This is a genomic window from Variovorax sp. ISS6 (assembly GCF_056523145.1).
Window position 1 is genome coordinate 3,081,849 of the sequence record NZ_JAWRZC010000001.1, and the last position, 26,277, is coordinate 3,108,125.

General features: G+C 69.2%; 11 protein-coding genes. 6 read left to right on the plus strand and 5 right to left on the minus strand.

Annotated features, from left to right (window positions below):
- Positions 1-86 precede the first annotated feature (86 nt).
- Positions 87-1,184, plus strand: coding sequence for a PA0069 family radical SAM protein (locus tag AC1HIL_RS14060; protein WP_479672035.1), 1,098 nt, complete (start codon positions 87-89; stop codon positions 1,182-1,184).
- Here AC1HIL_RS14060 and AC1HIL_RS14065 read toward each other — a convergent pair.
- From AC1HIL_RS14065 to AC1HIL_RS14080, 4 genes are all read right to left on the minus strand, one after another.
- Entirely contained in the window at positions 1,135-2,628 is a 1,494-nt protein-coding gene (locus tag AC1HIL_RS14065) for an efflux transporter outer membrane subunit (RefSeq protein ID WP_479672036.1), read from the minus strand. The genes AC1HIL_RS14060 and AC1HIL_RS14065 overlap by 50 nt on opposite strands.
- 2 nt (positions 2,629-2,630) lie before the next feature.
- Entirely contained in the window at positions 2,631-3,914 is a 1,284-nt protein-coding gene (locus AC1HIL_RS14070) for an efflux RND transporter periplasmic adaptor subunit (protein WP_422097595.1), read from the minus strand.
- 119 nt (positions 3,915-4,033) lie between these two features.
- On the minus strand, positions 4,034-7,237 hold the full coding sequence (locus AC1HIL_RS14075; protein ID WP_479672037.1) for an efflux RND transporter permease subunit: 3,204 nt from the start codon (positions 7,235-7,237) through the stop codon (positions 4,034-4,036).
- 228 nt (positions 7,238-7,465) lie between these two features.
- Entirely contained in the window at positions 7,466-8,029 is a 564-nt protein-coding gene (locus tag AC1HIL_RS14080; protein WP_261210481.1) for a GNAT family N-acetyltransferase, read from the minus strand.
- A gap of 338 nt (positions 8,030-8,367) precedes the next feature.
- Here AC1HIL_RS14080 and AC1HIL_RS14085 point away from each other — a divergent pair, with 338 nt between their 5' ends.
- From AC1HIL_RS14085 to AC1HIL_RS14100, 4 genes are all read left to right on the plus strand, one after another.
- Positions 8,368-8,979 (plus strand): hypothetical protein, encoded by a 612-nt coding sequence (locus tag AC1HIL_RS14085; RefSeq protein WP_479672038.1) that lies wholly within the window; start codon positions 8,368-8,370, stop codon positions 8,977-8,979.
- Positions 8,980-9,210: 231 nt separating this feature from the next.
- Positions 9,211-12,087, plus strand: a complete 2,877-nt coding sequence (locus AC1HIL_RS14090) for a hypothetical protein (RefSeq protein ID WP_479672039.1) — start codon at positions 9,211-9,213, stop codon at positions 12,085-12,087.
- A gap of 250 nt (positions 12,088-12,337) precedes the next feature.
- On the plus strand, positions 12,338-19,480 hold the full coding sequence (locus AC1HIL_RS14095) for a hypothetical protein (RefSeq protein WP_479672040.1): 7,143 nt from the start codon (positions 12,338-12,340) through the stop codon (positions 19,478-19,480).
- A gap of 33 nt (positions 19,481-19,513) precedes the next feature.
- The gene (locus AC1HIL_RS14100) at positions 19,514-23,551 is read left to right on the plus strand and encodes a prealbumin-like fold domain-containing protein (RefSeq protein WP_479672041.1); all 4,038 of its coding nucleotides are present in this window, start codon (positions 19,514-19,516) and stop codon (positions 23,549-23,551) included.
- Between the two features lie 39 nt (positions 23,552-23,590).
- Here AC1HIL_RS14100 and gnd read toward each other — a convergent pair whose 3' ends face one another.
- Complete coding sequence (gene gnd / locus AC1HIL_RS14105; protein ID WP_422097589.1) at positions 23,591-25,018, minus strand: decarboxylating NADP(+)-dependent phosphogluconate dehydrogenase; 1,428 nt, start codon at positions 25,016-25,018, stop codon at positions 23,591-23,593.
- A 201-nt stretch (positions 25,019-25,219) separates the two neighbouring features.
- Between gnd and AC1HIL_RS14110 the strand changes: the two genes are divergently transcribed.
- On the plus strand, positions 25,220-26,254 hold the full coding sequence (locus tag AC1HIL_RS14110) for an AraC-like ligand-binding domain-containing protein (RefSeq protein ID WP_479672042.1): 1,035 nt from the start codon (positions 25,220-25,222) through the stop codon (positions 26,252-26,254).
- The last annotated feature ends 23 nt before the right edge of the window (positions 26,255-26,277 follow it).

Here is a 26,277-nt window from a genome sequence, read left to right on the forward strand (position 1 = left end):
AAAGAAATTAAAAAATTGCCAAAGGCTGAGCGAATGGTGAAATACTGTATGTTTAAACAGTATCGAGATCGCGAAGGAGTCGCGCCATGCCACCCGCCGCCCACATCCCCATCCATGCCATCAAGGGCCGCGGCGCCGCCACGCGGCTCGCGCACCGCTTCTCGAAGGACGAGCGCGATGCCTTCGACGACGGCTGGGGCACGCTCGAGGAGAACGCCGCCGAGGCCGACGAGCTCGAGCCGCTGGCCACCGAGGTGCGCTTCGAGGACGTGAAGTCGGCGATGAACGAGAACGACTCGCCCGACATCTACTTCGACCGCTCGATCAACCCCTACCGCGGCTGCGAGCACGGCTGCATCTACTGTTTCGCGCGGCCCACGCACAGCTACCTCAACCTCTCGCCGGGGCTGGACTTCGAGACCAAGCTGATCGCCAAGCGCAACCTGGTCGAGGTGCTGCGCCGCGAGCTGGGCCGCAAGAGCTATCGGCCCAGCCACATCGCGATCGGCACGGCCACCGACTGCTACCAGCCGATCGAGCGCGAGCTGCGCATCACGCGCTCGCTGATCGAGCTGCTGTCGGAGGTCAACCACCCCTTCGGGCTGGTGACCAAGTCCAGCGCGATCGAACGCGACCTCGACCTGATCGCGCCGGCCGCCGCGCGCGGCCTGGCGGCGGTGTACGTGACCGTGACCACGCTCGACGGCGAACTCGCGCACAAGCTCGAGCCGCGCGCCGCGGCGCCGCACCGGCGGCTGCGCACCATCCGCACGCTGGCCGAGGCCGGCGTGCCGGTGGGGGTGAGCGTGGCGCCGCAGATTCCGTTCGTGACCGAGGACATGGAGCAGGTGCTCGAGGCGGCCTGGGAGGCGGGCGCGCGCAGCGCCTTCTACACCATGATCCGGCTGCCTTGGGAGGTGGCGCCGCTGTTCAAGCAGTGGCTGGCGCTGCACTACCCGCAGCGCGCGGACCGCATCATGGCGCGCATCCACGACGTGCGCGGCGGCAAGGACTACGACGCCGACTTCGCCACGCGCATGAAGGGCACCGGCCTGTGGGCCGACCTGCTGCGCCAGCGCTTCGAGAAGGCGACCGCGCGCATCGGCTTCAACCGCGAGCGCATCGCGCTCGACCTCAGCGCTTTTCGGCCACCTGGCGACCCGGGGCAGGGCAGCCTGTTCTAGCGGCGAGCGCGGCGTCCGCGCCGCTGTCTCCGCACCAGTCGCCGCCCAGCGCCTTCACGAGGAACACCGAAGTCAGCAGGCGCTGCCCCTGCAGCTGCGCGGCCTGGCGCTCCACCGTCAACAGCGACTGCTGCGCGGTGATCACGTCGAGGTAGGTCGAGGCACCGCCCTCGTAGCGGCTGTTGGCCATGTCGAGCACGCGCCGCGCGGCCGCCACGGCCGACTGCGCCTGGGCGGTGGCGCGCTCGAGCGCCGCGAGGCCGTCGATGCCGTCCTGCACCTCCTGCATCGCGGTCAGCACCACGCGGCGGTAGTTGCCGACGGTGGCGTCGTAGCCGGCCTTCGCGAAGTCCACGCCCGCGCGCACGCGGCCGCCGTCGAACAGCACCTGCGTGGCCGACACGCCGACCGACCACAGAAGGCTGGGCGCATCGAACAGCGACTCGATCAGCCGGCTGTCGACGCCGACCGTGGGCGCGATCAGGATGCTCGGATAGAAGGCCGCGGTCGCCACGCCGATCTGCGCATTGGCCGCGGCCATCGCGCGCTCGGCCGAGGCCACGTCGGGCCGGCGCTCGAGCACGTCGGAGGGCACGCCCAGCGGTACCGCGGGCGGGCGGATCTCGCGCAGGTCGGTCGCCAGCGCGAACGAGGGCGCGGGCGTGCCGGTCAGCGTGGCGAGCGCATGCTCATACTGCGCGCGCTGCTTCTTGAGCACGTCGACCTGCGTCAGCGTGGTCTCGAGCAGCGCCTGCTGCTGCGCCACGTCGAGGCCCGAGACGGCGCCCAGGTCGTGGCGCGCCGTCACCAGCTCGAGCGCGCGCCGCTGCAGCGCGATCGAGCGCGTCAGCACGTCGAGTTCGATGTCGGTGGAGCGCAGGTTGAAATAGCTGCTCGCCACGTCGGCCGACAGCAGCAGCCGCGTGTTGGCGAGGTCGGCCGCGGACTGCTCGGCCGAGGCGGTGGCACCTTCCACGCTGCGCTGCACGCGGCCCGCGAGGTCGAGCTCGTAGCTGGCGTTGAGCGAGAGCGCGAAGTCGTTCTGCACCGTCGACGAATTGGCGGTGTTGTAGTTGGTCAGCGGCCGGTTGGCCGAGATCTTGAGCCGCGAAGCGCGCGTGCCCAGGCCGAGCTGCGGGTACTGCGCGGCCGAGCTCGAGGCCAGCGTGGCGCGCGCCTGCGCGAGCCGCGCGCCGGCGATGGCGAGCGTGGGGCTGCCGGCCACGGCCTGGTCCTGCAGCGCGTCGAGCTGCGGGTCGCCGTAGCGCTTCCACCACGGGCCCTTGTCGGCGATGTCGTTGGGCGTGCCTTCGCGCCACGGTGCCTCGAGCTTCCAGCTCACGGGCAGCGGGGTTTCGGGCGCCTTGTAGTCGGGGCCGACCGCGCAGCCCGCGGCCAGCATCACGGCGGCGAGCGCGATCGCCGCGAGGGCGGGACGGCGCATGCTCACGCGGGTTCCTTCTTGGCCGCCGCCGGTGCTGCAGCCGGTGCCGCGCCGGGCTTGGCGCCATCGGCCGGCGCATCGGGCGCCACCGCGACCATGTCGCCATCGGCCAGCGAGTCGGAGGGATTGAGCACCATGCGGTCGGTGCCCGCGAGCCCGTCGACCACCTCGACGTTCTCGCCGTAGTTGCGGCCCAAGGTCACGGGGCGCAGGCCGACGCGGCCCTGCGCATCGACCACCGCCACGCGCGTGCCTTCGGCACGGAACAGCAGCGCATTGGCCGGCACCGTGAGCGTGCCGCTCGCGGCCAGCGGCAGCTCGACCTGCACGTAGGCGCCCGGCAGCAGCGCGCCGTCGCGGTTGGGCAGCGAGACCTCGACCTGCATCATGCGCGTCGTGGTGTCGATGGCGCCCGCGGTGCGCGCGACCTGGCCGCTGAACTTCTGGCCGCGCAGCTCGGCCTGCGTCACCACCACCGGCTGGCCGGCCTTCACGAGCTGGGCATAGGCCTGCGGCACGTTGATGTACACGCGCAGCGGATCGGTCTGCGCCAGCACGAACAGCGCGCGGCCCGCGCCGCCGCCGGCACCGGCATCGATCAGGTCGCCGGTGTCGACGTTGCGCCGCGTGATCACTCCGGCAAACGGCGCGACCACGCGCTTGAAGCCCTCGGTCTGCTTCAGGCGCTGCACGTTGGCATCGGCGGCCGCCACGTTGGCGGTGGCCTGTGCGACGGCGCTGCGGCGTTCGTCGAGGTCCTGCTGCGAGACCACGTCCTTCTTGCGCAGGTTCTCCCAGCGCGCCGCCGTGCTCTGCGCGAGCTCGAGGCCCGAGGCCGCCTGGTTGCGCGCGGCGATGGCCTGCGACAGCTGCTGGTCGATCTCGGGCGTCTCGATCTCGGCCAGCAGATCGCCCTTCTCGACGCGGCTGCCGATGTCCTTGGTCCAGCGCTTGAGGTAGCCGCTGGCGCGCGCCGAGATCGGCGACTGCACGTAGCCCTGCAGCGTGCCCGGCAGCGCCAGCTTCTGGCCCGCGGTGGGCGTGCGCGGCAGCGCGGTCTGCACGTATTGCTTGGCATGCTCGACCGTGCTGGCCTGCAGCTCTCGTGCGTTGGCGATGCGCACGAACACCGTGCGTGCCGCGCCGAGCGCCAGCAGCACGAGCACGATCAGCACCAGCCAGCGGGTGCGCCGCACGATCTGGCGCCGCCGCAGCAGCTCGGGGCCGTCGCCGTCGTCGGCGGCGATGGGGTGGATGGCCAATGCCGAATGGCGTTGCTCTGTCATGCGCTGTACGGCGCGGGGCCGTTTCCGTGGCGGGCCGCGCGGCCGTGGGAGGGCTCGGTGCGCGGCAGGTACAACAAGTCGAACAGGGTGTCGAAAAGATCGGATGGTGCGGGCATCGCTCAGTGCTCCTGCGCGGTGGCGCCGGCCGACGGATGGGCGCCGCCGCGCGCGGCGCGCCGGTGCGCGAGCCAGCTGTGCACGCCCGCGTAGACCGCGGGCACGAAGAACAGCGTCGACACCGTCGCGAACAGCAGGCCGCCGATCACGGCGCGGCCCAGCGGCGCGTTCTGCTCGGCGCCTTCGCCGAGGCCCAGCGCCATCGGGATCATGCCGATGATCATGGCCAGCGCCGTCATCAGCACCGGGCGGATGCGGGTGGCGCCGGCCTCGAGCGCGGCCGACAGCGGCGGGATGCCCGCGGCCAGCCGTTCGCGCGCGAAGGACACCATCAGGATCGAGTTGGCCGTGGCCACGCCCATGGTCATGATCGCGCCGGTGAGCGCGGGCACGCTCAGCGTGGTGCCGGTGATGAACAGCATCCAGGCGATGCCCGCCAGCGCGGCGGGCAGGGCGGTGATGATGATCGCGGCGTCTAGCCAGGACTGGAAGGTCACGACGATCAGCAGGTAGACCAGCACGATCGCCATCGCCAGGCCCACGCCCAGGCCGATGAACGAGGACTGCATGGTCTGCACCTGGCCGCGGATGTCGACGCGGCTGCCGCGCGAGAGCTTGGGCCGCATCTCGTCGACCAGCGCCTGCACCTTGCTCGCCACGCTCGCGAGGTCGGTGCCCTGCACGCTGACGTAGACGTCGATCACGGGCGCGATGTTGTAGCGCGACTGGATCGCCGGCTGGCGCGCCGCGCGCGCGTCGACCAGGTTGCCCAGCAGCTGCTGAGCGCCGCCGGGCGCCGCCGCCGCTCCGGCTGCGCCGACCGGGATGTTGAGCAGCGAATCGAGCGAGTCGACGTTGTACTGCGGCGTCTGCACCGCGATGCTGTAGACCACGCCGTTCTGCGGATTGAGCCAGTAGGCCGGCGCGGTCTGCGAGCTGCCCGACAGCGCGATCAGCACGTTCTGCCCCACGTTGGAGGCGGTCAGTCCGTACTGCTGCAGCCGCGAGCGGTCCATCGTCAGGTCCACCGAGGGTCCGTCGAGGCGCTGGTGCACGTGGGCGTCGACCGCGCCCGGGATCTGCCGGATCGCCTTGGTGAGCTCGGCCGCGCGCGCCGCGTTGCCCGCGATGTCGTTGCCGCTGAACTGCACGTCGATGGCCGCCGGCAGGCCGAAGTTGAGGATCTGCGTGACGATGTCGGCCGGCTGGAAGAAGAACTCGATGCCCGGGAAGCGCTTGGGCAGCTCGGCGCGCAGCGTGGTCACGAACTCCTCGGTCGGCCGGTGGCCGTCCTTCAGCGACATCAGGATCTCGGCGTCGAAGGTGCCGATGGTGCCGGCGTTGCTGTAGGAGAGGTTGATGCCGCTGTTGGGCACGCCGAGGTTGTCGAGGATGGTCTCGAGCTGGTCGGGCGGCACCAGCTCGCGGATCGCGGCCTCGACCTGGTCGGTGAGGCGCGCGGTCTCCTCGATGCGGGTGCCGGTGGGCGCGCGCATGTGCAGCCGGATCTGGCCGGCGTCCACGGTCGGGAAGAAGTCGCGGCCCAGCGCCGGATAGAGCAGGCAGGACAGCAGGCAGAAGCCGAGGAAGACCGCGATGAAGCCGCCGCGGCGCGAGAGCATCGCCGACAGCAGCAGCGTGTAGGCGCGGCGCACGCGCTCGAAGCGGCGGTCGAAGGCGCGGTACACGCGCTGCAGCGCGCTCGGCTTCGCGTTCTCGTCAGGTTGGCCGTGCACGCCGCCCATCAGCAGCATCACCAGCGTGGGCACCAGCGTGCGCGACAGCAGGTAGGAGGCCAGCATCGCGAACACCACGGCCTCGGCCAGCGGCACGAACAGGAAGCGCGCCACGCCCGAGAGGAAGAACATCGGCACGAACACGATGCAGATGCACAGCGTGGAGACGAAGGCCGCGTTGCCGATCTCGCCGGCGCCGACCTCGATCGCCTCCTTGAGCGGCGTGCCCATGTGCAGGTGGCGCTCGATGTTCTCGATGGTCACGATCGCCTGGTCCACCAGGATGCCGACCGAGAGCGCGAGCCCGCCCAGGGTCATCAGGTTGAGCGTTTCGCCGAGGCCGTAGAGCACCAGGATCGAGGCCAGGATCGACAGCGGGATGGTCAGGCCGATGATCAGCGTGCTGCGCCAGTTGCCGAGGAACAGCAGCACCATCGCGGCGGTCAGCGCGGCGGCCAGGATGGCTTCGAACACCACGCCCTTGACGGCCGCCTTCACGAACACCGACTGGTCGAACAGCGGCGTGATCTTGATGTCCTGCGGCATGGTCTGCGCCGCCACGGGCAGCATCGCGCGCAGATTGGCCACGATGTCCAGCGTGGAGGCGCCGCCGTTCTTGAGCACCGACAGCAGCACGCCGCGCACGCCGTCCTGGCGCACCACGTTGGTCTGCGGCGAGAAGCCGTCGCGCACGTAGGCCACGTCGCGCACGTAGACCGTGGCGCCGTTCACGGTGCGGATCGGCAGGTCGTTGAGGCCCGCGATCGCGTCGGGCGAGCCGTTCATGCGCACGCCGTACTCGGTGGCGCCGAACTTGGCGGTGCCCGAGGGCAGGATCAGGTTCTGCGTGTTGATCGCATTCACCACGTCCGACGGCGACAGGCCGCGCGCCTGCAGCGCCTGGGTGTCGAGGTCGACCGAGATCAGCCGGTTCTTGCCGCCGTAGGGAAAGGGGATCGCCGCGCCCGGCACCGTGATGAGCTGCGGGCGCAACTGGTTCACGGTGGCATCGAACAGCGAGTTCTCGGAGCGCGTCGGGCTCGACAGCGCGAGCTGGATCACGGGCACGCTCGAGGCCGAGTACTTGATCACCAGCGGCGGCGTGATGCCCGGCGGCAGCTGCCGCACCTGGGCCTGCATCGAGGCCACCACCTGCGAGATCGCCATCTCGATGTTGGCGGTGGGCTGGAAGAACACCTTGATGATCGACACGCCCGCCAGCGACTGCGATTCGATGTGCTCGATGTCGCTGACGGTGGTGGTCAGGCCGCGCTCCACCTGGCCCGAGATGCGCTGGCCCATCTCCTGGGCCGGCAGGCCGGTGTAGTTCCAGATGACGGACACCACCGGGATGTTGATCTCCGGAAAGATGTCCGTGGCCATCCGCAAGAGGACGAAGGGCGTGGCCAGCACGATCAGCATCGCCATGACGATGAAGGTGTACGGACGACGCAACGCGAGCTGAACCATGGACGGGTCTCTCTGCTTCCGGCGAAAAAAGGTTTCGCATCATAAGGAAGTAGTTTTAAGTTTGTTTAACTTGGTTACTGAATCCTTTCGATGCGCTTTTCGGGGCACTTGGGGCGCTTCCGATGGGCAGGGAAGGGCGACGCATGGAGCGTGCCGGGCGGGCGGTCTTTGCATGCGTCGGCAGCGGGCGCGAGCTGCCGCTGAGGCTGCCCGGGCTGCCGGCGGGAGTCAGCCGGGCGGGTCGAGCGCGAGGCGCAGCCGGCTGACGTTCGGGTTGCCCGCATCGCGCTGCACCTTGAAGCCCAGCTTGCGCGCCAGCGCGATCATTGCGAGGTTGTCGTAGAGCGTGATGTCGGCCAGCTGCCGCACACCCGCATCGCGCGCCGCCGCGATCAGCGCGCGCATCAGTTTCTCCGCCAGTCCGTGGCGCTGCCAGGCATCGGCGATCACCACCGCGAACTCGGCAATGCCGGCCGTCTCCGGCGTGTCGCCGCGCACGTAGCGCACCACGCCCATCTGCTGCCGGGCGCCGTCGACCTCGGTGGTGGCGATCAGCGCGAGCTCGCGCGCGTAGTCGATGTGGGTCATGCGCCAGAGTTCGTCGGGCTGGGGCTTGCGCGGGGACAACAGCCGGTGGTAGCCGGTGCGGTCGGACAGGCCCGCGACGAAGGCGGAGTGCATCGCGAGGTCGTCGGCATGGATCGGGCGGATGCGCACCGCGCGGCCATCGCGAAGCCGCCAGTCTTCGACGAGGTGCGCCGGGTAGGCGACGGGTTCGGCGGGTGCTGCCATCGCGGGCTTTGTGCCACGGCGGGGGGCCGCGGGTCAATGCGGTCGATCCCGGTTGCCTCGGGACACACTTGGTCTCACAAAAAAGAGAGTGAATGCTCTCAAAAATCCACAAAGCACAAACTTGGTGCGTGAACAAGTTAATGCTTTTTGCGTGTTTCTTGTTGGATAAGCGACTCAATGGCCGATTTCATCAGCGAATTCGCGATGTGATGAAGAATAATTGTTCATTCTTTTTTCTGGCGTGAAGAGATGTTGCGGCAACGTCTTGCGAGCGCCGGGTGGTTTTTCAATCTTGCGGAAGGCTGAGATCGTTCATGTCTATCAATGGTGCGTTTCATTTGAATTCGTTTGTCGGGCCCCTGGCCCGGCTGACCGTGCGGCTGAGCCTGGGGCTCGGCGTGGTCATGGCGCTGAGCGGGGGCGGCCTGGCCTTGGCGCAGGGCGTGCAGGCCGCGCCCGTGGTGGCGGGCGCGGCTCAGGACAAGGGCGTGGCCGTGGTGCTCAAGCAGTCCAAGGTGATCAAGGACCCGCAGGGCAAGGAGCAGTTGGTGGAGGCCGCCTCGGTCAAGCCGGGCGACATCCTGGAATACACGGCGACCTACACCAATCACACGGGTCGCAGCGTCAGCGGCCTGGTGGCCAACCTCCCGATTCCCGAGGGGCTGGAGTACCTGCCCAAGACCGCGAAGCCCGGCGCGACGCTGGTCAAGGCGGCGACCAAGGAGGGCGTCTTCGCGGCCGAGCCGCTGACGCGCCAGGTGAATGGCAAGCCGGAACCGGTTCCCTATGCCGAGTACCGCGCGCTGCGCTGGGAGCTGGGCCAGTTGCCCGCCAAGGGCGTGACCGCGGTCACTGCGCGCGCCAAGGTCGAGGAGGTGGTGCCTCCCGCCGCGCCCGTTGCCTCCGCGGTGACGGCCGAGCCAGCCAAGGCCGTGCGCGCCGCACGCTGAGTCCGCGCCGCTGACGGCCCCCGGCCTCGCGTCGCGCCGAGGGCCCGTCCTCTTTCTTTCCCCGTCCGCTTTTTCTTGCCGGTTTCCTTTGCTGGAAATCGCCGGCCGGGGTGCGTTCGTCTTTTTTCAGACCCTTAACCACCGAGGAGAAACCCCGTGATTCCTACCTTGTCAGCCCGTCGCGCCGGCCATGTGCCGCGTGCGTTCTGGGCGGGCGCCGCAGCTCTGACCATGAGCTTCCTGTTCGGAAGCTCCGATGCGCTCGCCGCGGCACCGCCTGCCAACACCATCATCGGCAACCAGGCTTCGGCCACCTACCTCGACCCGAATGGCGCCAGCCAGCTCGCGACCTCGAACCTCGTGCAGACGACGGTGCAGCAGGTCGGCTCGTTCAACCTGGACGGCCGGACCACGGTCACCACGGACGTGATCAACAAGAAGATCGGCGCCGCGGGTGCGATCGTCTATGCGCCCCACGTGCTGACCAACACCGGCAACGGCGCCGACAAGTTCACCATCACGATCGACACGACCACGGCACCGCCGAACGGTTTCTCGAAGATCGAGGTGTTCGCCGATGCCAACGCCGACGGCGTGCCCGACAGCACCAATGCACTGTGCTCGGTCACGCCGGGCGCCGTCTGCACGGTGCCCGCGCAGACAGTCGCGGGCGGCAACGGCACCTTCCCGTTCGTCGTGGCGTACTCGATTCCGAGCACGGCGACGGCGGCCAACTTCACGTCGCCGCAGCCCGCGACCATCAACGCTGCGCCCGCCACGCTCGACCTGTACGAGCTGGCGAACCAGAAGGTGGCCGACGTCGACCACGTGGTGCTCACCACCGACGCGGCCTTCAACGCCTCCAAGAGCCTGAGCGTTCCCGCGGTCAGCTGGGTCGCCAACGGCGGTGTCTGGCCCGCGGCAAGGACCAGCGGTCCGCGTTCGGCGGCCTCCTGCCCAGCAACGATCGCCGGCGCGACGTCGAACGATCCGAACTGCCTCTACACCACCTACACGCTGCGTTTCAACAACACGGGTGGCGCGGCCGGCAAGTTCTACATGGCCGATACCTTGCCGAGCGGCTTCACCTACGTGCCGGGTTCCGCGGTCTGGAGCAGCGCGCCCGGTACCGCGCTGGGTGACGGCGCGGGCGGCGATCCGGTCGGCATCGACTTCCTGGCGGACGGCCAGCGGCTGAGCTTCCTGGTGGCCTCGCTGCCCCCGAACGTGACGCAGACCGTGAGCTTCGTGGTGTTGATCAACAGCACCGCCGAAGTCGGTGGAACGACCACGACCAACAAGGCCGAGTACGTTCCGACCAAGGTGCCGGACGACAAGACGACCACCAACCCGCCGACCGATCCGACCACGCCGACCAACCCCTCGCCCTTCGAGGTGTCGGGCAGCTACGGCATCGTGCTCGGCTCCACGCACGCCTCGGCGAGCCCGGTTGCGTCGAAGGACGCCACGGCGGGTACGCCGCTCACGACGGATGCCGACCAGACGACCCTGGCCTCCGGCGTCGCGGGCTCCACGGTGAAGTTCCCGCAGACGGTGTTCAACACCGGCAACGCGGACGACACGGTGAACCTCACGGCCGACGTCAGCAAGTTCCCCGCGGGTTCGACCTTCCGCTTCTTCGCCGACGGTGGTTCCGCGCCGCTGATCGACACCAACAACGACGGCATCGTCGACACCGGTCCGATCCGGCCCGGCCAGAGCGTCAGGATCGTGCTGGCGGTCACGCTGTCGGCGCCCACGCCGCTGCCGAACGGACCGTTCGAAGCCATCGTTCGCGGTACCTCGAGCAAGGACAGCACCAAGTTCGATGCCACGCGCGACATCCTGACGAGCCTGATCGGCGTGCTGGTCGACCTGACCAATACCCCGACCGGTAACGGCACCTCCGGCAACGCGGGCAACGGCGACGTGGGCACGGGCCCGAGCCCGACCCCGACGACCACGACGACGACACCGGCCGGTACCCCCGCCGTCTTCAACCTGTTCATCAGGAACAACGACACCAAGGACAACGCCTTCAGCCTCGCGGCGAGCCAGACCAACAACTTCCCGGGCAGCCTGCCCAGCGGTTGGACGGTGAAGTTCGTGGCCGGCGGTGCCGCCTGCTCGGCGAGCGGGATGACGACGGTGAACGTGGCTGCCGGTGCGCAAATGGCGGTCGATGCCTGCGTGACGCCGCCCGCGTCGCAGGCTGCGGTCGACGCTCAGCTGATCTACTTCCAGGTGAAGTCGACCGGCCCGACCTCCACCGGCGCCGTGGCGATCGACACCAAGCTCGACGCGGTGAAGGTGATCGCGGCCGATACCTACGGTGCCACGCTGACGCCGAACAACGAAGGCCAGGTCGCTCCCGGCGGCTCGGTGATCTACGCCCACACGCTGACCATCACCGGCGCGCAGAGCTGCGGCACGCAGTTCAACGTCAAGGCGGTCCTGCCGGCTGCGGACGTGACCGCGGGCTGGACCACCGCGCTGTACATCGACAACAACGGCGACGGCCAGATCGACACCGGCGACACGCTGGTGGGCGCGAACGGCCAGGTCGGCCCCACCGTGGACCTGAGCGGTGGCAAGGCGCACAAGCTGCTCGTCAAGGTGTTCGCACCGGGCGGCGCGACGGCCGGTGCCACCGACACGGCGACGGTCACCGTGACCTTCCCGGACCAGGCGAAGTGCGGTGCGCCCTCGGCGACCGACATCAGCACCGTCATCTCGGGCCAGATGCGCCTGATCAAGCTCCAGGCCAAGGACGAGGAGTGCAAGGGCACCATCGTGCCGAGCTCGTCGGCGGCACTCACGGTGAAGCCGGGCCAGTGCATCGTCTATCGCATCGTCGCGACCAATGAAGGCGCCTCGCCGGTGACCAACATGTCGATCAACGACGCGGTGCCGGCCTATACGAGCCTGACGGCCGCACCGGACGGCGCGCAACCGTCGGACCAGTGCGCTTCCGCGGGCGTGACGCCGGCCTTCGCGCAGGCGAACTACGCCGCGACCCCGACGTCCGTGTCCTGCGGCAGCGCGACCAACACGGTCGCGCCCGGCGGCAAGGCCACGCTGACCTTCTCGGTGAAGGTCAACAAGTAAGCGTCGGCTGAACGATGGGATCGGCGGGCTTCGGCCTGCCGGTTCCTTCTTCCTTCCAAGGCCGTTCGCCTTTCCCTTGCGTCCTCGTGCGAAGGCGCAAGGGAAAGGGAGCCCCCGTTCGTCTCCCATTCTTTTTTCTTCCGGCCCGTTGCCGGGCTTTCCAAGAGTTCACCGCATGTCGTCGACTTCCAAGCTCAGAGGCTCCAGCCTGCGATCGTGGCGCGGATTCGCTGCCGCGCTCGCCGCAGGCATGGTGTTTCTGCTCGGCGGCATGGCACAGGCGAATGCCACAGCCGCGCCAGGCGGCACGGTCATCCGCAGCATCGCCACCGGCACCTACGTGCCCGGCGGCATGGCGCAGACCGAGACGATCTCCTCCAACGAGGTGATCGCCACCGTGCTGCCGGTCGAGGCGCTGGTGCTCACGCAGGACCAGACCCTCAGCCGCCCGCCGGGCAGCATCGTCACGCTGAACCACCTGCTGACCAACACGGGCAACGTCGCCTCGAGCTACACGATCGCGCTGGCGAACAACGCGGCCGGCTGCGCCGCCGACACGCTCGACCTGTCGGCGCTGCGCGTGCTGCGTGACGCCAACAACAACGGCGTGTCCGATCCCGTCGACCCGGTGCTCGCGCTCGACAAGCCGGGCGTGCTGACGCTGAAGCCGGGCGAGGCGGCCGCGCTGCTGGTGCAGGGCACGATCCCGATGGTGGCGCGCGGCACGGCCTGCCTCGGGCTGACGGCCACCACCGCGCTGCAGCGCCTGCAGGCCAGCAACCGCGACACTGTCGTCGTGGGCGATGCGGCGGCGCTGAGCCTCGTCAAGTCGGCGAGCTACCCCGGCTTGGTCGTGCCGGGCCAGACGCGCATCGACTTCACGGTGTCGGGCACCAACATCGGCGCGCAGGATGCGAAGCCGAGCGGCATCGTGGCGCCGACCAACAGGCCGCTGCTCGTGGACCGCGTGCCGATGGCGCTGGTGTTGATCCGCGACAAGGTGCCCGAAGGCACCCAGTACATCGTGGGCTCGCTGCAGACCGCGGCGGCCGGCGCGATCAAGCTCTATCGCTTGCCGGGCGACGCGGAGTTCAGCTACCGCAAGGAGCGGGCAGAAGACGCCTCGGTCATCGAGGTCGCGATCGGCATCCCCGCGCCGCTGGTGCGCAACGGATCGATCGCGATGCAGTTCGCCGTGAAGGTCAATGCCGCCCCTGGCGACGACATCCGCAATACGGCCCAGGGCCAGTACGACGATGGCACCGGCCCGGCGACCGCCCCGTCGAACACGGTGGTGATCACCACCAGCCAGGCGCGCATCGGCGTGGCGAAGGCCGCCTCGGCGCCGCGGCTCAACCAGGGCGCGGACGGCAAGCCCGACGGCACCGCCAACGTGCGCTTCCGCGTCAACCTGCGCAACTACGGCGCCTCGTGGCTCTACGACGCGCAGGCGACCGACCTCATGGAAGGGCCCGGCGAGACCCAGTTCGGCAGCTACACGGCCGCGGCCGTGCCGGCCGCGAACCAGTACACCATCGTGCCGGGCTCGGTCGCGATCGTGCCGGCACCCACCGGCAACGGCGGCGGCCTCGTGGCGGTGGCGAACCCCGCCTTCAAGGGCACGGCGAACGCGCAGAAGCTGCTGGCCGAAGGCGCCGTGCTGCCCGCGGGCGCGCAGGTCACGGTCGAGTTCGAGGCGCGCATCAACTTCACGGGCCGCAGCGGCACCCTGCTCAACAGCGTGAAGGCCTCGGGCGCGTTGTCGGCCGGCGGCGCGGCCGTCGCCTTCGACGATTCGATGAATGGCGACAACCCCGACCCCGACGGCGACGGCAATCCCAACAACAACAGCGTGCCCACGCCGGTGTCGACGCAGTTGCCGACGCTGCTGCTGAGCAAGCAGGCCTCGATGGCGCGGCGCGTGGCGCCGGGCGTCTTCGAGCTCGACTACGTGCTCAAGGTCAGCAACACGGGCGCGGCCGCCGCGCCGAACCTGCGGCTGATCGACAACCTCAACTGCAGCTTCGACATGGACAAGGCCGAGGGCCAGATCGCGTCGTGGGAGCTGGTGGGCCGGCCGAAGGTGGCGGGCGGCCGCCTGGTGGCGGCGCCGGGCTTCACGGGCCGGGCCACCTGCAACCGCGCGCACCACGACAGCGCCGATCCGTTCCAGTTCCCCACCGAGGTCGCGCTGAGCCTCACGGACGGCAGCCGCGCGCTCGAGGCCGGGCAGAGCGAGCAGCTGAGCTTCACCGTGCGGGTCACCGAGAAGCCGGCCGCGATCGGCAGCCGGGTCGCGCTGAACAACAAGGCCTGGGCCGCGGCCTTCGAGCAGAACACGGTCAACGTCACGCCGCGCTCGGTGGTGGCCGCCGCCATGGCCACGGTCCGGTCGCTGCTCGTCGATCCGCAGGGCGTGGTCTACAACGCGCTCACGCGCCAGCCCGTGGCCGGCGCGGTGGCGACCTACGCGCGCCAGTCGTGCAGCAGCGGCGCGACCACGCCGATCACCGCGGCCGAACTCAACGGCGGCACGTCCGGCCTCTACACCTTCAACCCCGACGGCAGCGTCTCGATGAGCACCGGCGCCGACGGCGCCTACCAGTTCCACATGCAGCCGCCGCCGGCCGGCGCGATGTGCAGCTACGGCCTGAAGGTGGCGCCGCCCGCGGGCAGCGGCTACGTCGCGCCGTCGCAGCTCCTCCCCGCGACCGCCGGCAGCTTCGCCAGTTGCGGCGCCGTGGTGCCCAACCCCGCGGCGCCGCAGAACGGCGAGCCCACCACCCACTACCTCCAGCTGCGCACCGGCACCCACACCGACGGCTCGGCCTGCGAGGTCGCAAACAACCACATCCCGCTGGATCCCGGCAACATCCTGGGCCTGGTGCTGCGCAAGGACGGCAGCAAGCGGCAGGCCGAGTTCGGCGACTTCGTCGACTACGCGCTCACCGTCACCAACAAGACCGGCTTCCCCGTCACCGGCGTGAGCTTGAGCGACACGCTGCCGCCGGGCTTCGCCTACGTGGCCCACAGCGCGCGGCTCAATGGCGCCATCGTGCCGAACCCCGCGGGCGGTGCCGGCCCGGGGCTGCGCTTCGACTATCCCGCGCTGGTCATCGCGCCCGACCAGTCGGCCATGGTGCGCTACCGCGTGCGCATCGGCGTCGGCGCGCCGACCGATGGCGACGCGATCAACCGCGCGCGCGCCAGCTCGGGCCCGATCCAGTCGAACCTCGCGAGCTGGACGCTGCGCGTCACCGGCGGCGTGTTCGCCGACGATGCCTTCGCCTTCGGCAAGGTCTACATGGACTGCAAGCGCGACGGCAGGCAGCAGGGCGCCGACGAGATCGGCGTGCCGGGCGTGCGGCTGTACCTGGAGGACGGCACGCACGTCGTGACCGACGTCGAGGGCAAGTGGAGCCTCTACGGCCTGAAGCCGGTGACGCACGTGCTGCGCGTGGACCAGCTCACCTTGCCCGCGGGCGCGCGCCTCGAGATCCTCGACAACCGCAACGCGGGCGCGCCCGAGAGCCGCTTCCTCGACCTCAAGAAGGGCGAGTTCCACAAGGCCAATTTCGTCATTGCCAACTGCGACGACAAGGCGGTGCTCGACGACGTGGCGGCACGGCGCGCCGCGATCGCGGCCAAGCCCGACACCGAGGCCGAAGCCCAGGTGCGGCTGCGCCTCGATCCCGAGGGCCGCGTGGTGCCGGCCGGCGATCTGCGCGGCCTGCCGGCCTCGGGCCAGGCACTGGCCGGCGGCAGCACGGGCACGGTGCAGACCACCTCCGTGCCGCTGATCGCGCTGCCTGCGCCGCCGGCCAACCCGAGCACCTTCGTCGGCGGCGCCGGCGGCTCCATGGGCGGCACGCTCGGCAACCAGCTCGGTGCCAATGCGCCGCTGGGCGGCACGCCGTCGACAAGTCCCGCCGGCAGCCTGTTTGCGCCGGTCGGCGGCACCCCGCCCGCGCGCCCGATCGGGCTGGGCGGCGCGATGCTCGAGCCGCGCAACCTGCCTTTGCTGGCGCCGGCCGCGCCGAGCCCGGTGGAGCTCGAAACCCTGCTGCCGCAGATCGAGAACAACGCGCTGGGCTTCCTCGACCTGAAGGACCGCGACACGGTGGCCGGTACCTCGATCAACGTGCGCGTCAAGGGCAGCGATGCGGCGGGCTTCCGCCTCAGCGTGAACGGTGCCGCGGTGGAGGATCGCCGCGTGGGCAAGAAGTCGCAGCTGCCCTCGAAGCAGCTCGCGGCCTGGGAGTACATCGGCGTGACGCTCAAGCCCGGCGCCAACACGCTGCGGCTCGAGGCCGTGGACGGCTTCGGCAACCTGCGCGGCGAAGCGCGGGAGATCACCGTCGTCGCGCCCGACAAGCTCTCGGCGATGGAGATCGACCTGCCCGAATCGGCCCAGGCCGACCTGCGCACGCCCGTCGTCGTCACCGTGCGGCTCACGGACGCCGCCGGCGTGCCGGTCACCGCGCGCACCCAGCTCACGCTGGAGGCCGACCGCGGCCGCTGGCTCACCGAGGACCTGAACCCCGAGGAACCCGGCACCCAGGTCTTCATGGAAGGCGGCCGCGCCGAGTTCCGGCTGCTGCCGCCCGGCGAGCCCGGCGACGCACGCATCCGCGTCACGGCCGCGAACCTGGTCAAGGAAGTGCGTCTCGCGCTGACGCCGGAACTGCGCCCGATGATCGGCGTGGGCATCGTCGAGGGCGTGCTCGACCTCACCAGGCGCGGCAAGCTGCCGCTGGGCGCGATGCCGGCCGGCGCGGCCTTCGAGTCGGAGCTCACGAGCCTCGGCAACGAAGGCGGCAGCAGCCGCGCGGGTGGACGCGCCGCCTTCTTCTTCAAGGGCGCGATCAAGGGCGAGTACCTGTTGACCGCGGCCTACGACTCCGACAAGCAGCGCAAGGGCCGCCTGTTCCGCGACATCCGGCCCGACGAGTTCTATCCGATCTACGGCGACTCCTCGGTCAAGGGCTTCGACGCGCAGAGCACGCAGAAGCTCTATGTGCGCATCGACAGGAACCGCTCCTACCTGCTGTACGGCGACTTCACCACCACCAGCAGCACCGAGGTGCGCAACCTGAGCCAGAGCAACCGTTCGCTCACGGGCCTGAAGCATGTCTACGACGACGAGCGCGTGCGCGCGACCAGCTACGTCTCGCGCACCGCGCAGACGCAGCAGGTCGAGGAGTTCCGCGCCGTCGGCACCTCGGGGCCGTACTACCTGAGCGGCAGCAACGGCGATTTCGTCGAGAACAGCGAGCAGGTCGAGATCGTGGTGCGCGACCGCAACCAGCCGAACATCGTGCTGCAGCGCACGGCGGTCACGCGCTTCGTCGACTACACGGTCGAGCCGCTGACGCGGCGCATCCTGTTCACGCGCGCGATTTCCTCGGTCGACCAGAACCTCAATCCGCAGTCGATCCGCGTCACCTACGAGGTCGACTCGGGCGGGCCGAAGTTCACCGTGGCGGGCGTCGACGTGCAGCTCAAGGTCGCCGAGACCGTGCAGGTCGGCGTGGTGGTCAGCACCGACCGCAACCCCGAGAACAGGCGCAAGCTGCAGGCGGTCACGGGCATCGCGCGCCTCGGCGAGAACACCACGGTGGCGGGCGAAGTGGTCAAGACGCAGTCCGACGAGAAGGGCAGCGGCCATGGCGCGCGCATCGAGGCGCGCTACCAGGACGAGAAGCTCGCCGTGGTGGCGCTCGCGACCAGGACCAGCGAGGGCTTCGACAACCCCGGCGCGAGCTCCTCGGCGGGCCGCACCGAGGCTTCGGCGCGTGCCGAATACCGCATCGACCCCACGCTGGCCGTGCGCGCCGAGGCGCTCTACAGCAAGGACGCCGCGCAGACGGACGAGCGCAAGGGCCTGACCCTGAGCGCGCAGAAGAAGCTCGGCGAGCAGACCGCGGTGGAAGTGGGGCTGCGCCATGGCCAGAGCAACGAGGCGATGGGCTCGAACTCGGGCTTCGACTACGGCCAGATCTCGACCTACAACGCGCAGACGAGCAGCAGCATCGGCGCCAACAGCGTGACCGTGCTGGGCGCGGCCGTGGCCGCCAACGGCGTCGACGCGCAGACCCTGACCACCCTGCGCGCGCGGCTGTCGACGCAACTGCCGTGGGTGCCGAACGCACAGCTCTTCATCGAGGGCGAGCAGGACCTGAAGCACAGCGACAAGCGCGTGCTGGCCGTCGGCGGCAACTACGCCGTGACCGACAAGACCCGCGTCTACGGGCGCTACGAACTGATCTCCTCGCTCTACGGCCCCTATGCGCTCGACAGCGCGCGCAACAACAACACCGGCATCGTCGGCATCGAGAGCAACTACATGGAGGGCGGTCGCGTGTACAACGAGTACCGCCTCGCCGACGGTGCCGACGGCCGCGGCGTGCAGGCCGCGATCGGCGTGCGCAACACCGTCAAGCTCACCGAACGCATCAGCGTCACCGGCGGCATCGAGCACACGCGCAACCTGGGCGGCTACGCCAACAGCGGCAACAACGGCACCGGCTATGCCGGCGGGCTCGGGCAATCGACCGCCATCACCAGCGGCATCGAGTACATGACCGAGCGGCTCAAGACCAGCGGCGTGTTCGAAGTGCGCCGCGGCGACGACGCCAACACGCGGCTGTTGAGCGCGGGCTTCGCCTACAAGCTCGATCCTTCGTGGAGCCTGCTGGCGCGCAGCATCATGAGCAGCAGCGAAGGGCAGGGCACCAACGCCGGCAACGAGCGCCACCTGCAGCGCCACCAGATCGGCGTGGCTTATCGCCCAGTGGACGACGACAGCTGGAACGCCCTCGCGCGCTACGAGCGCCGCTCGCAGAACGTGGTGGGCGCGGGCAACGCAGCGGGTGCACTGCAGGGCAGCAGCGTGTTCGGTGCCGACAACGGCGCCAGCCTGCCGGGCAGGACCAGCGCCGACATCGTCTCGGCCCACCTCAACTACAACCCCGCGCCCGGGCGCGTCGTGATGGCGCGCTACGCGGGCAAGCTCAGCCGCATGAGCGACAGCCTGCTCGCGAGCACGTACTGGGCGCACCTGGTGCAGGCGCGCTACACGCAGGACATCAACCAGGACTGGGACTGGGGCGTGCAGGCCGGCCTGCTCTACGGCAAGGGCGGCGGACTGCAGAAGACCTTCGGCTTCGAGCTCGGCTATCAGGTCTACAAGAACCTGTGGCTGTCGGCGGGCTACAACTTCGTGGGCCTGAACGACCGCGACCTCACGGCCAACGAATACACGAGCAAGGGCGCCTACGTGCGGCTGCGCTTCAAGTTCGACGAGACCACGCTGGGCTTTCCGTCGACGAGCGGGGCCATGCCCGCAGCGGCCGCGAGCCGGGACACCGGGGCGACCAATGGGCAGCGGTGAGCCGATGGGCACGCCAGATCATCGAGGATTCATATGAAGGGATTGGTCGCATTCGGCATCAGGCCGGTATTGCCTTGGGTCAGAAAGGCTGCCGCAGCTTTGCTGGTACTGGCTTGTTTCCTGTTCGCCGCAGTGACGGCACGGGCGCACGAGCAGATCCTGCAAGTGGATGCGTCCGGGCTTCAGGGGATCATGCCGTCGGGTGTCACCGTGACGGCATCGATGTCCCGCCCAGACCTGTTGTACTTGCGACCAGGAGGTGGCAAGTTCAACGGCCTGCCGCCCTCGGCCTATTCGCCGAGCAGCATCAACCTGTCCAGCGTACTGGGGGGGTTCTATGTATTCTCCTACCCACCTTCAGGCAGTGAACAGAACCGACATTCGCCGGACCCGAATGCCAGTTTTCCATTGGGAACGTTGACGATCACTTTCAGCCGTCCTGTGACCAATCCCAGGCTTCACCTTTCCTACATGGGCACATGGATCAAGTATGGCCCCTATACGGGCGATCAGACTTACTACCAGTACGCCTCGCTGATGCTCGAATTGATGAACGGAGCCACGGGCGGCAGCGGCGATATGACGCTGGTGTCCAACTACCTGAAGATCGAGGACCAGAATGGCCCGGCCCCGCAAGGATTGCGCATCAGCCCGGCGATCGCCCGGACCAGCGAGGGCTGCAATCCCGACGCATCGGTGAGTGCCGGTTGCGGTACCGTCATTTTCAACGGCACCTACACGCAGCTCACATTCAAGACCACCTTGAACCGGACGGCCTGCGATCTTGGTTGCACCTTTCTCGTGGACGACACCCCGGGAAAAGGTCCCGCAATCTTCGACGAGTTCAAGTTCACCGTCAGCCTGGACGAGGACCTCGGCGACGCACCGGCCAGCTATGGAGGCGCCGGCCATGCCATCGGCTCCGGGCTCGTGCTGGGGCGGAACGTGACGATCGATGCGACCGACGCGGTCTTTCCCGATCTCGCCGCGGCCACGCCCCTGGCAAGCCCGGCGGCGGATCGCGATGCGGATGACGCCCTGTCCGGGCCTCTTTCCGATGTCATGGGCGAGGCCGTCCACGAGATCAGGAACATTCCCGTCAGCGGCAACACGGCCGCCGCCAACCTGTGCGGCTGGATCGACTTCAACCGCGACGGCGTTTTCAACGACGCGACCGAGCGCGCCTGTACCGTGGTGCCCGCGGGCGCCGCGAGCGGCAATCTCCGCTTCGACGTGCCTCCCGGCGCGGGCTATGTCGCGGGCAAGTCCTATGTGCGGCTGCGGCTGAGCTATTCCCCCCTGCCCAGCGCGAGGGGCGGCGCCGATAGCGGCGAGGTCGAGGACTACCGCATCACGCTGCTGCCGCGCGTGCGGCTGGCCAAGAGCCTGGCGCCGGACTCGGATGCCGGCAGGTTCGATCTCGCCATCGACCCCACGATCCGGCCCGATGGCACGACCGGCACGGCGACCCTGGCCGGTGCCGGCCATGGCGGCGCCGTGCCCAGTGCCACCGGCTTCGCGACCGTCGGCCTCGGCGCCCAGATCACCGTCAGCGAAACGGAGGCCGCCGGTACGACGGGGCGCTATCAGTCGTCGCTGCGTTGCGTCAACCGCGCCGACAGGGAGGTCCTGAACCTGCCGGACGCCATGAGCGGCAAGTTCACCGCCATGGTCAGCGCGAGCATCGGTGGCAACGACACGCCCGCGACGCAAGGCAACATCGACGACACCGACATCGTCTGCACCTTTTCCAACACCCGCGTGGCGACTGTCAGCTTCGGAAAGTCCATCGGCAGCGCGTCTGAATCGACCTCCCCCAGCTTTGGCTTCTCCTTCTCGGGGGTGAGTGGGGCCGTTGATGAAACGATCACGGTTCCTGTGGATCCGCCGGGCCTCTACGGTGCTGGAAGCAAGAACTGGACGCAAGGGACTCTGCCAATCATCCCCGGGGTCGATCTGGTGGTCACGGAAAAAACCGTTCACCCGGGCTGGCCGCTCTATCCATCCACGAACCCGGTGGAGGGTGGGTGCAAAGACAAGAACGCGGGTGTCGACGGCAACACCAATCCGGTCGATATCTCCATCTTGTGGAGGATTGAAGGAAACAAATTCATACTGGACAAGAAGTACATTTTTCCGAACTCGATATTCGGCTGCTACATCGACAACTATCGGCCGTCATTCGGATTGATCAATCGCATCGTCGGTGCGCCGTTCGACGCAGGAAAATTTGACCTGAGCTTTTCGGGCGTCAATCTTCAGACTTTCAGCGAGACGGGGACTCCCTCCGTGAAGGACGTCGGTCACAGAGGGCGGACGGGCCGGTTGGGCATCGATGTCAGCACGACGATGACTTTCAAGGCGGCGGCAGGGACAGGAACCGCCTTGAGCAACTACACCCAGACTTTTTCGTGCGAGGGCTACGAGAAGCTTTCGACGAGCAACCTGGCCAATCCTTCGACTGGCGTCTACACCATGACGTCGCCGGCGAACACCGTCACGGACATCGATACCCGCGAGAAGATGTGCACGGTGACCCACACCGTCAGGCCGCGCGTTCGCATCGTCAAGAACTCGTTGGGCGGCACCGGCACCTATGACTTCCAGCTCACGGGCACCGTGGTCGCGAACGCCACCGACAGCGTGACCACGAACGAGTCGAACGTGCCCATGCCGTCGAAGACCGCGCACCACCTGGGCACGCCGGGCACGGCCGTCCGCATCACCGAAACCGCGGTGCCCGACGCCACGACACAGTCGGTCTGCGTGAACGGCGAGGGCCGCACCGTGGCCGGTACCGGCACGGTGGCGCTTTCCGCCGCGGACATGTCGGCCGGCGCGCTCTGGACCTGCACCTTCACCAACACCCATGCCCGCGTCAGCACCATCGTGAGCGGCCGCGTGTTCCTCGACAACGGCACGGGCGGCGGCACGGCCAACGACGGCGTGGCCAACGGCGGCGAGGTGCCGCAGCGCGGCGTGAGCGTGCGCCTGACCGACTGCGCCGCCGCCGTGCATGCGAGCGCGGTCACCGACGCGGCGGGCAACTACACCCTGCCCGTGCCCGACGGCATGGCGAAGGGCGCCGCGATGTGCGTGGAGGAGTTCAACAACCCCGGCACGCGCGTGTCGACGGGCGCCTCGGTGGGTCGCGTGGCCCTGCCGTCGGGGGCCGCGGTGGCCGCCGGCACGGACACCTACACCTACACGCGCACCGGCACGCCCGATCGCATCGCCTTCGCGTGGAACGGCGTCGGCCATGCCGAGCTGAACTTCGGCGACGTCGACAACGGCAGCTTCGCCGCCGACGGGGCCAAGACCGGCATGCCCGGCAACAGCGTGACCTATGGCCACGGCTTTGCCGCGGGCACGGCCGGGAAGGTGCGCTTCGGCATCGCGAGCGAGACCGCCTCCCCTGATGTCGGCGGCTGGAGCGTGCAGATCTTCGCCGACACGGGCTGCACCGGCAGCCTGCAGCCCGGGGCGGCGCAGCTCTATCCGCCGGCGGGCACGGGCCAGGCGGTGGCCTTCGAGGGCCGGGTGTGCGTGATCGTGAAGCAGTTCATTCCCGCGGCCGCGCCGCTGGGTGCCCGCAACAAGGTGGTGGTGCAGGCCGAGTTCGACTATGCCAACGCCTCCCCGGCGCTCAGCGGCCGCTACACCCTGCAGGACATCACGACCGTGTCCGATGTCGCGCTGGAGCTGCGCAAGGAGGTGCGCAACGTGACCCAAGGGGTCCTGACCTTCGGCCTGAACAACCGGGCCAAGCCGGGCGAAACGCTGGAGTACCGGATCACCTACACCAACAACGGCGACGCACCGATCCGCAACCTCGCGGTGAACGACACCACGCCGGCCTACACCAGCTTCGTCGGCGCGACCGCAGGGGAGACGCCCGCGACGCTGACGGGATGCATGAAGAACACGCCGGCCAACGCCGCGCCGGCGCCGGCCGTGGCGTGCACCGAGGCACAGCCCGCCGGCAAGGCCGGGCCGGTCGACTGGCGCTTCAACGGCTTCGTGGCGCCGGGCGGATCCGGATCGGTGCTGTTCCAGATCAAGGTGGATTGAGGCGGGCGCCGGCGGTCCGGCGCTCGCAAAGGGCGGCCCTCAGCCGATGACTTCCGGCCACTCCGTGTGGAAGAACTGCCCCTCGGGCCTGTCCACGCGCTCGTAGGTGTGGGCGCCGAAGAAGTCGCGCTGCGCCTGCAGCAGGTTGGCGCTGAGGCGCTCGGTGCGGTAGCTGTCGTAGTAGGCCAGCGAGGCGCTGAAGGCCGGCACCGGGATGCCGTTGCTCACGGCCAGCGCCACCACCTCGCGCCAGTTCTGCTGGGTGCGGTTCAGCAGGTCCTTGAAGAAGGGATCGAGCATCAGGTTGGCCAGCGCCGGATCGGTGCGGAAGGCGTCGGTGATGCGGTTGAGGAAGCGTGCGCGGATGATGCAGCCGCCGCGCCAGATCGCCGCGATGCGGCCGAGGTCGAGGCCCCAGCCCTTCTTGTCGCCCATGGTCTTGATGAGGTCGAAGCCCTGGGTGTAGCTGATGACCTTGGAGGCATAGAGCGCGTCGTGCACCTTGGCCACCAGCGCCTTCTTCTCGAGCGAGAGCTCGACCTTCGGGCCCTGCAGCAGCTTGCTCGCGCCCACGCGCGCCTTCTTCTGCGACGACAGCACGCGCGCCTCGACGGCGGCGTTGATGGTGCTGATGACCACCGCGTTCTCGGCCGCGTTGATCAGCGTCCACTGGCCCGTGCCTTTCTGGCCGGCCTTGTCGAGGATCACGTCGACGATGGGCTTGCCCGTTTCCGGGTCCTTCTGTTCGAGCGCCTTGGCGGTGATCTGGATCAGGTAGCTCTGCAGCTCGCCGTCGTTCCACTCGTTGAAGATCGCGGCCATCTCGTCGGTCGTGAAGCCGGCGGCCTTGAACAGGCTGTAGGCCTCGCAGATCAGCTGCATGTCGCCGTACTCGATGCCGTTGTGCACCATCTTCACGTAGTGGCCGGCGCCGCCCGGGCCGATGTGGATCACGCAGGGCTCGCCATCGACCTTGGCCGCGATGCTCTCGAAGATCGGCTTCATCACCTCCCAGGTCGAGGCCGGGCCGCCCGGCATGATCGACGGGCCCTTGCGCGCGCCTTCCTCGCCGCCCGAGACGCCCGCGCCGATGAAGCGCAGGCCCTTGCTCGAGAGGTAGGCGTCGCGGCGCTCGGTGTCGGTGTAGAGGCTGTTGCCGCCGTCGATGACGATGTCGTCCTTGTCGAGCAGCGGGATGAGCTGCTCGATCACCTGGTCGACCGGCGCGCCGGCCTTGACCATGATCTGGATCTTGCGCGGCTTCGCGAGGCTCTGCACGAATTCCTCGAGCGTCTTCGCGCCCACCAGCTTCTTGCCGGGGTTGGCGGCGATGAAGGCCTCGGTGGTGGCTTCGGTGCGGTTGTAGACGCTGACCTGGAAGCCGCGGCTTTCCACGTTCAGCACGAGGTTCTGGCCCATCACGGCCAGCCCGATCAGTCCGAAGTCGCTTTGTTTGGTGGTGGTCATGGCCTGGGTGTTTCCTTCCTGGTGCGCACGCCGGCGGCGGCCGGTGCGCGGGGTTGATGCAGCAGGCCATTGTGCCGACCGCCCGTCGGCCGCGCCGTCAGCCGCCGCCTATAACCGGACCGCCTTCCCGGGCGAGCCCGCTTGGCAAGCCTGGCCGGCTTCGGTATGTTGCAGCCGACCCATCCACGGGGAGACCCCTCCATGCCCATCCAGCCCCACGCCGAAGCCCATCGTCCGCCGGCCGCGATCGAGCGCTGGTCCACCGACGCGGTGCCGCCCGCGCAGCGCCTGGACTACTGGGTCGGCGCGGTCTGCGAGGGCTTCCTCGAGATGGAGGTGACCAGCCCGCAGGCGCGGCATTTCGACGCCACGCTCGAATCGGCCCCGCTGGGCACGCCGGAGCTCGGCATCGGCGTCAACCGCGTGCGCGGCAGCGCGCAGGACGTCTACCGCACGCGCCGTGCGATCGAGCGCAGCCGCAGCAACTTCTACTACCTGCTGTGCAAGACCGACACCGCCTGGAGCGTCGAGCAGGAAGGGCGCAGCGCGCGCATGCTGCCGGGCGACGCGGTGCTGGTCGATTCGCGGCGCAGCTATGCCTTCCACTTCGTGCAGTCGGCCGACACCATCTCGCTCGAGCTGCCCACGGCCTGGGTCGAATCCTGGCTGCCCGACGCGCCGGGCCAACTGGCCTGCCGCATCGACGGCAGCGCGGGCTGGGGCAGCGTGCTGAGCCGCTTCGTGCAGCAGCTCACGCCCGAGGCCGCGAGCGCGCCGCCGCTGCCGCCGCGCCTGCTGGCCGACCAGCTCGGCGGGCTGCTCGCGCTGGCCACCGGGCCGGGCGTGGCCGCGGCGGTGGAACCGGGCGCGCGCGCCGCGCTGCGCCGGCGCGTGCTCGAGGCCACGCGCGAGCGCCATGCCGAGCCCGGCCTCACGGCCGAGGCGGTGGCGCGCGAGCTCGGTATCTCGCAGCGCAGCCTGCACCGCTGCCTGGCCGAGCGTGGCGAGGGTAGCGAAGGCGGCACCACCTTCGCCACCGCGCTGCTGGGCTTTCGCATGCAGGCCGCGCGCCGCATGCTGGGCGACGCGCGCTTCGACCGGCTGGCCGTGGCGGAGATCGGCTTTCGCTGCGGCCTGGCCGATGCCTCGCACTTCGTGCGCCTGTGCCGCCAGCAGCTGGGCGCCACCCCGGGTGCCCTGCGGCTGGCGCGAATCGGCCATCGTGCTGGCGGCTAGCGGCCATCGGCGCGGCGCCGGGC

Bases quoted from the DNA above. Each gene is read 5' to 3' on its own strand.
- AC1HIL_RS14070 (WP_422097595.1), bottom strand. From the start codon at position 3,914: ATGACAGAGCAACGCCATTCGGCATTGGCCATCCACCCCATCGCCGCC.
- AC1HIL_RS14075 (WP_479672037.1), bottom strand. From the start codon at position 7,237: ATGGTTCAGCTCGCGTTGCGTCGTCCGTACACCTTCATCGTCATGGCG.
- AC1HIL_RS14095 (WP_479672040.1), top strand. From the start codon at position 12,338: ATGGTGTTTCTGCTCGGCGGCATGGCACAGGCGAATGCCACAGCCGCG.
- AC1HIL_RS14090 (WP_479672039.1), top strand. From the start codon at position 9,211: ATGAGCTTCCTGTTCGGAAGCTCCGATGCGCTCGCCGCGGCACCGCCT.
- gnd (WP_422097589.1), bottom strand. From the start codon at position 25,018: ATGACCACCACCAAACAAAGCGACTTCGGACTGATCGGGCTGGCCGTG.
- AC1HIL_RS14100 (WP_479672041.1), top strand. From the start codon at position 19,514: ATGAAGGGATTGGTCGCATTCGGCATCAGGCCGGTATTGCCTTGGGTC.
- AC1HIL_RS14080 (WP_261210481.1), bottom strand. From the start codon at position 8,029: ATGGCAGCACCCGCCGAACCCGTCGCCTACCCGGCGCACCTCGTCGAA.
- AC1HIL_RS14060 (WP_479672035.1), top strand. From the start codon at position 87: ATGCCACCCGCCGCCCACATCCCCATCCATGCCATCAAGGGCCGCGGC.
- AC1HIL_RS14110 (WP_479672042.1), top strand. From the start codon at position 25,220: ATGCCCATCCAGCCCCACGCCGAAGCCCATCGTCCGCCGGCCGCGATC.
- AC1HIL_RS14065 (WP_479672036.1), bottom strand. From the start codon at position 2,628: ATGCGCCGTCCCGCCCTCGCGGCGATCGCGCTCGCCGCCGTGATGCTG.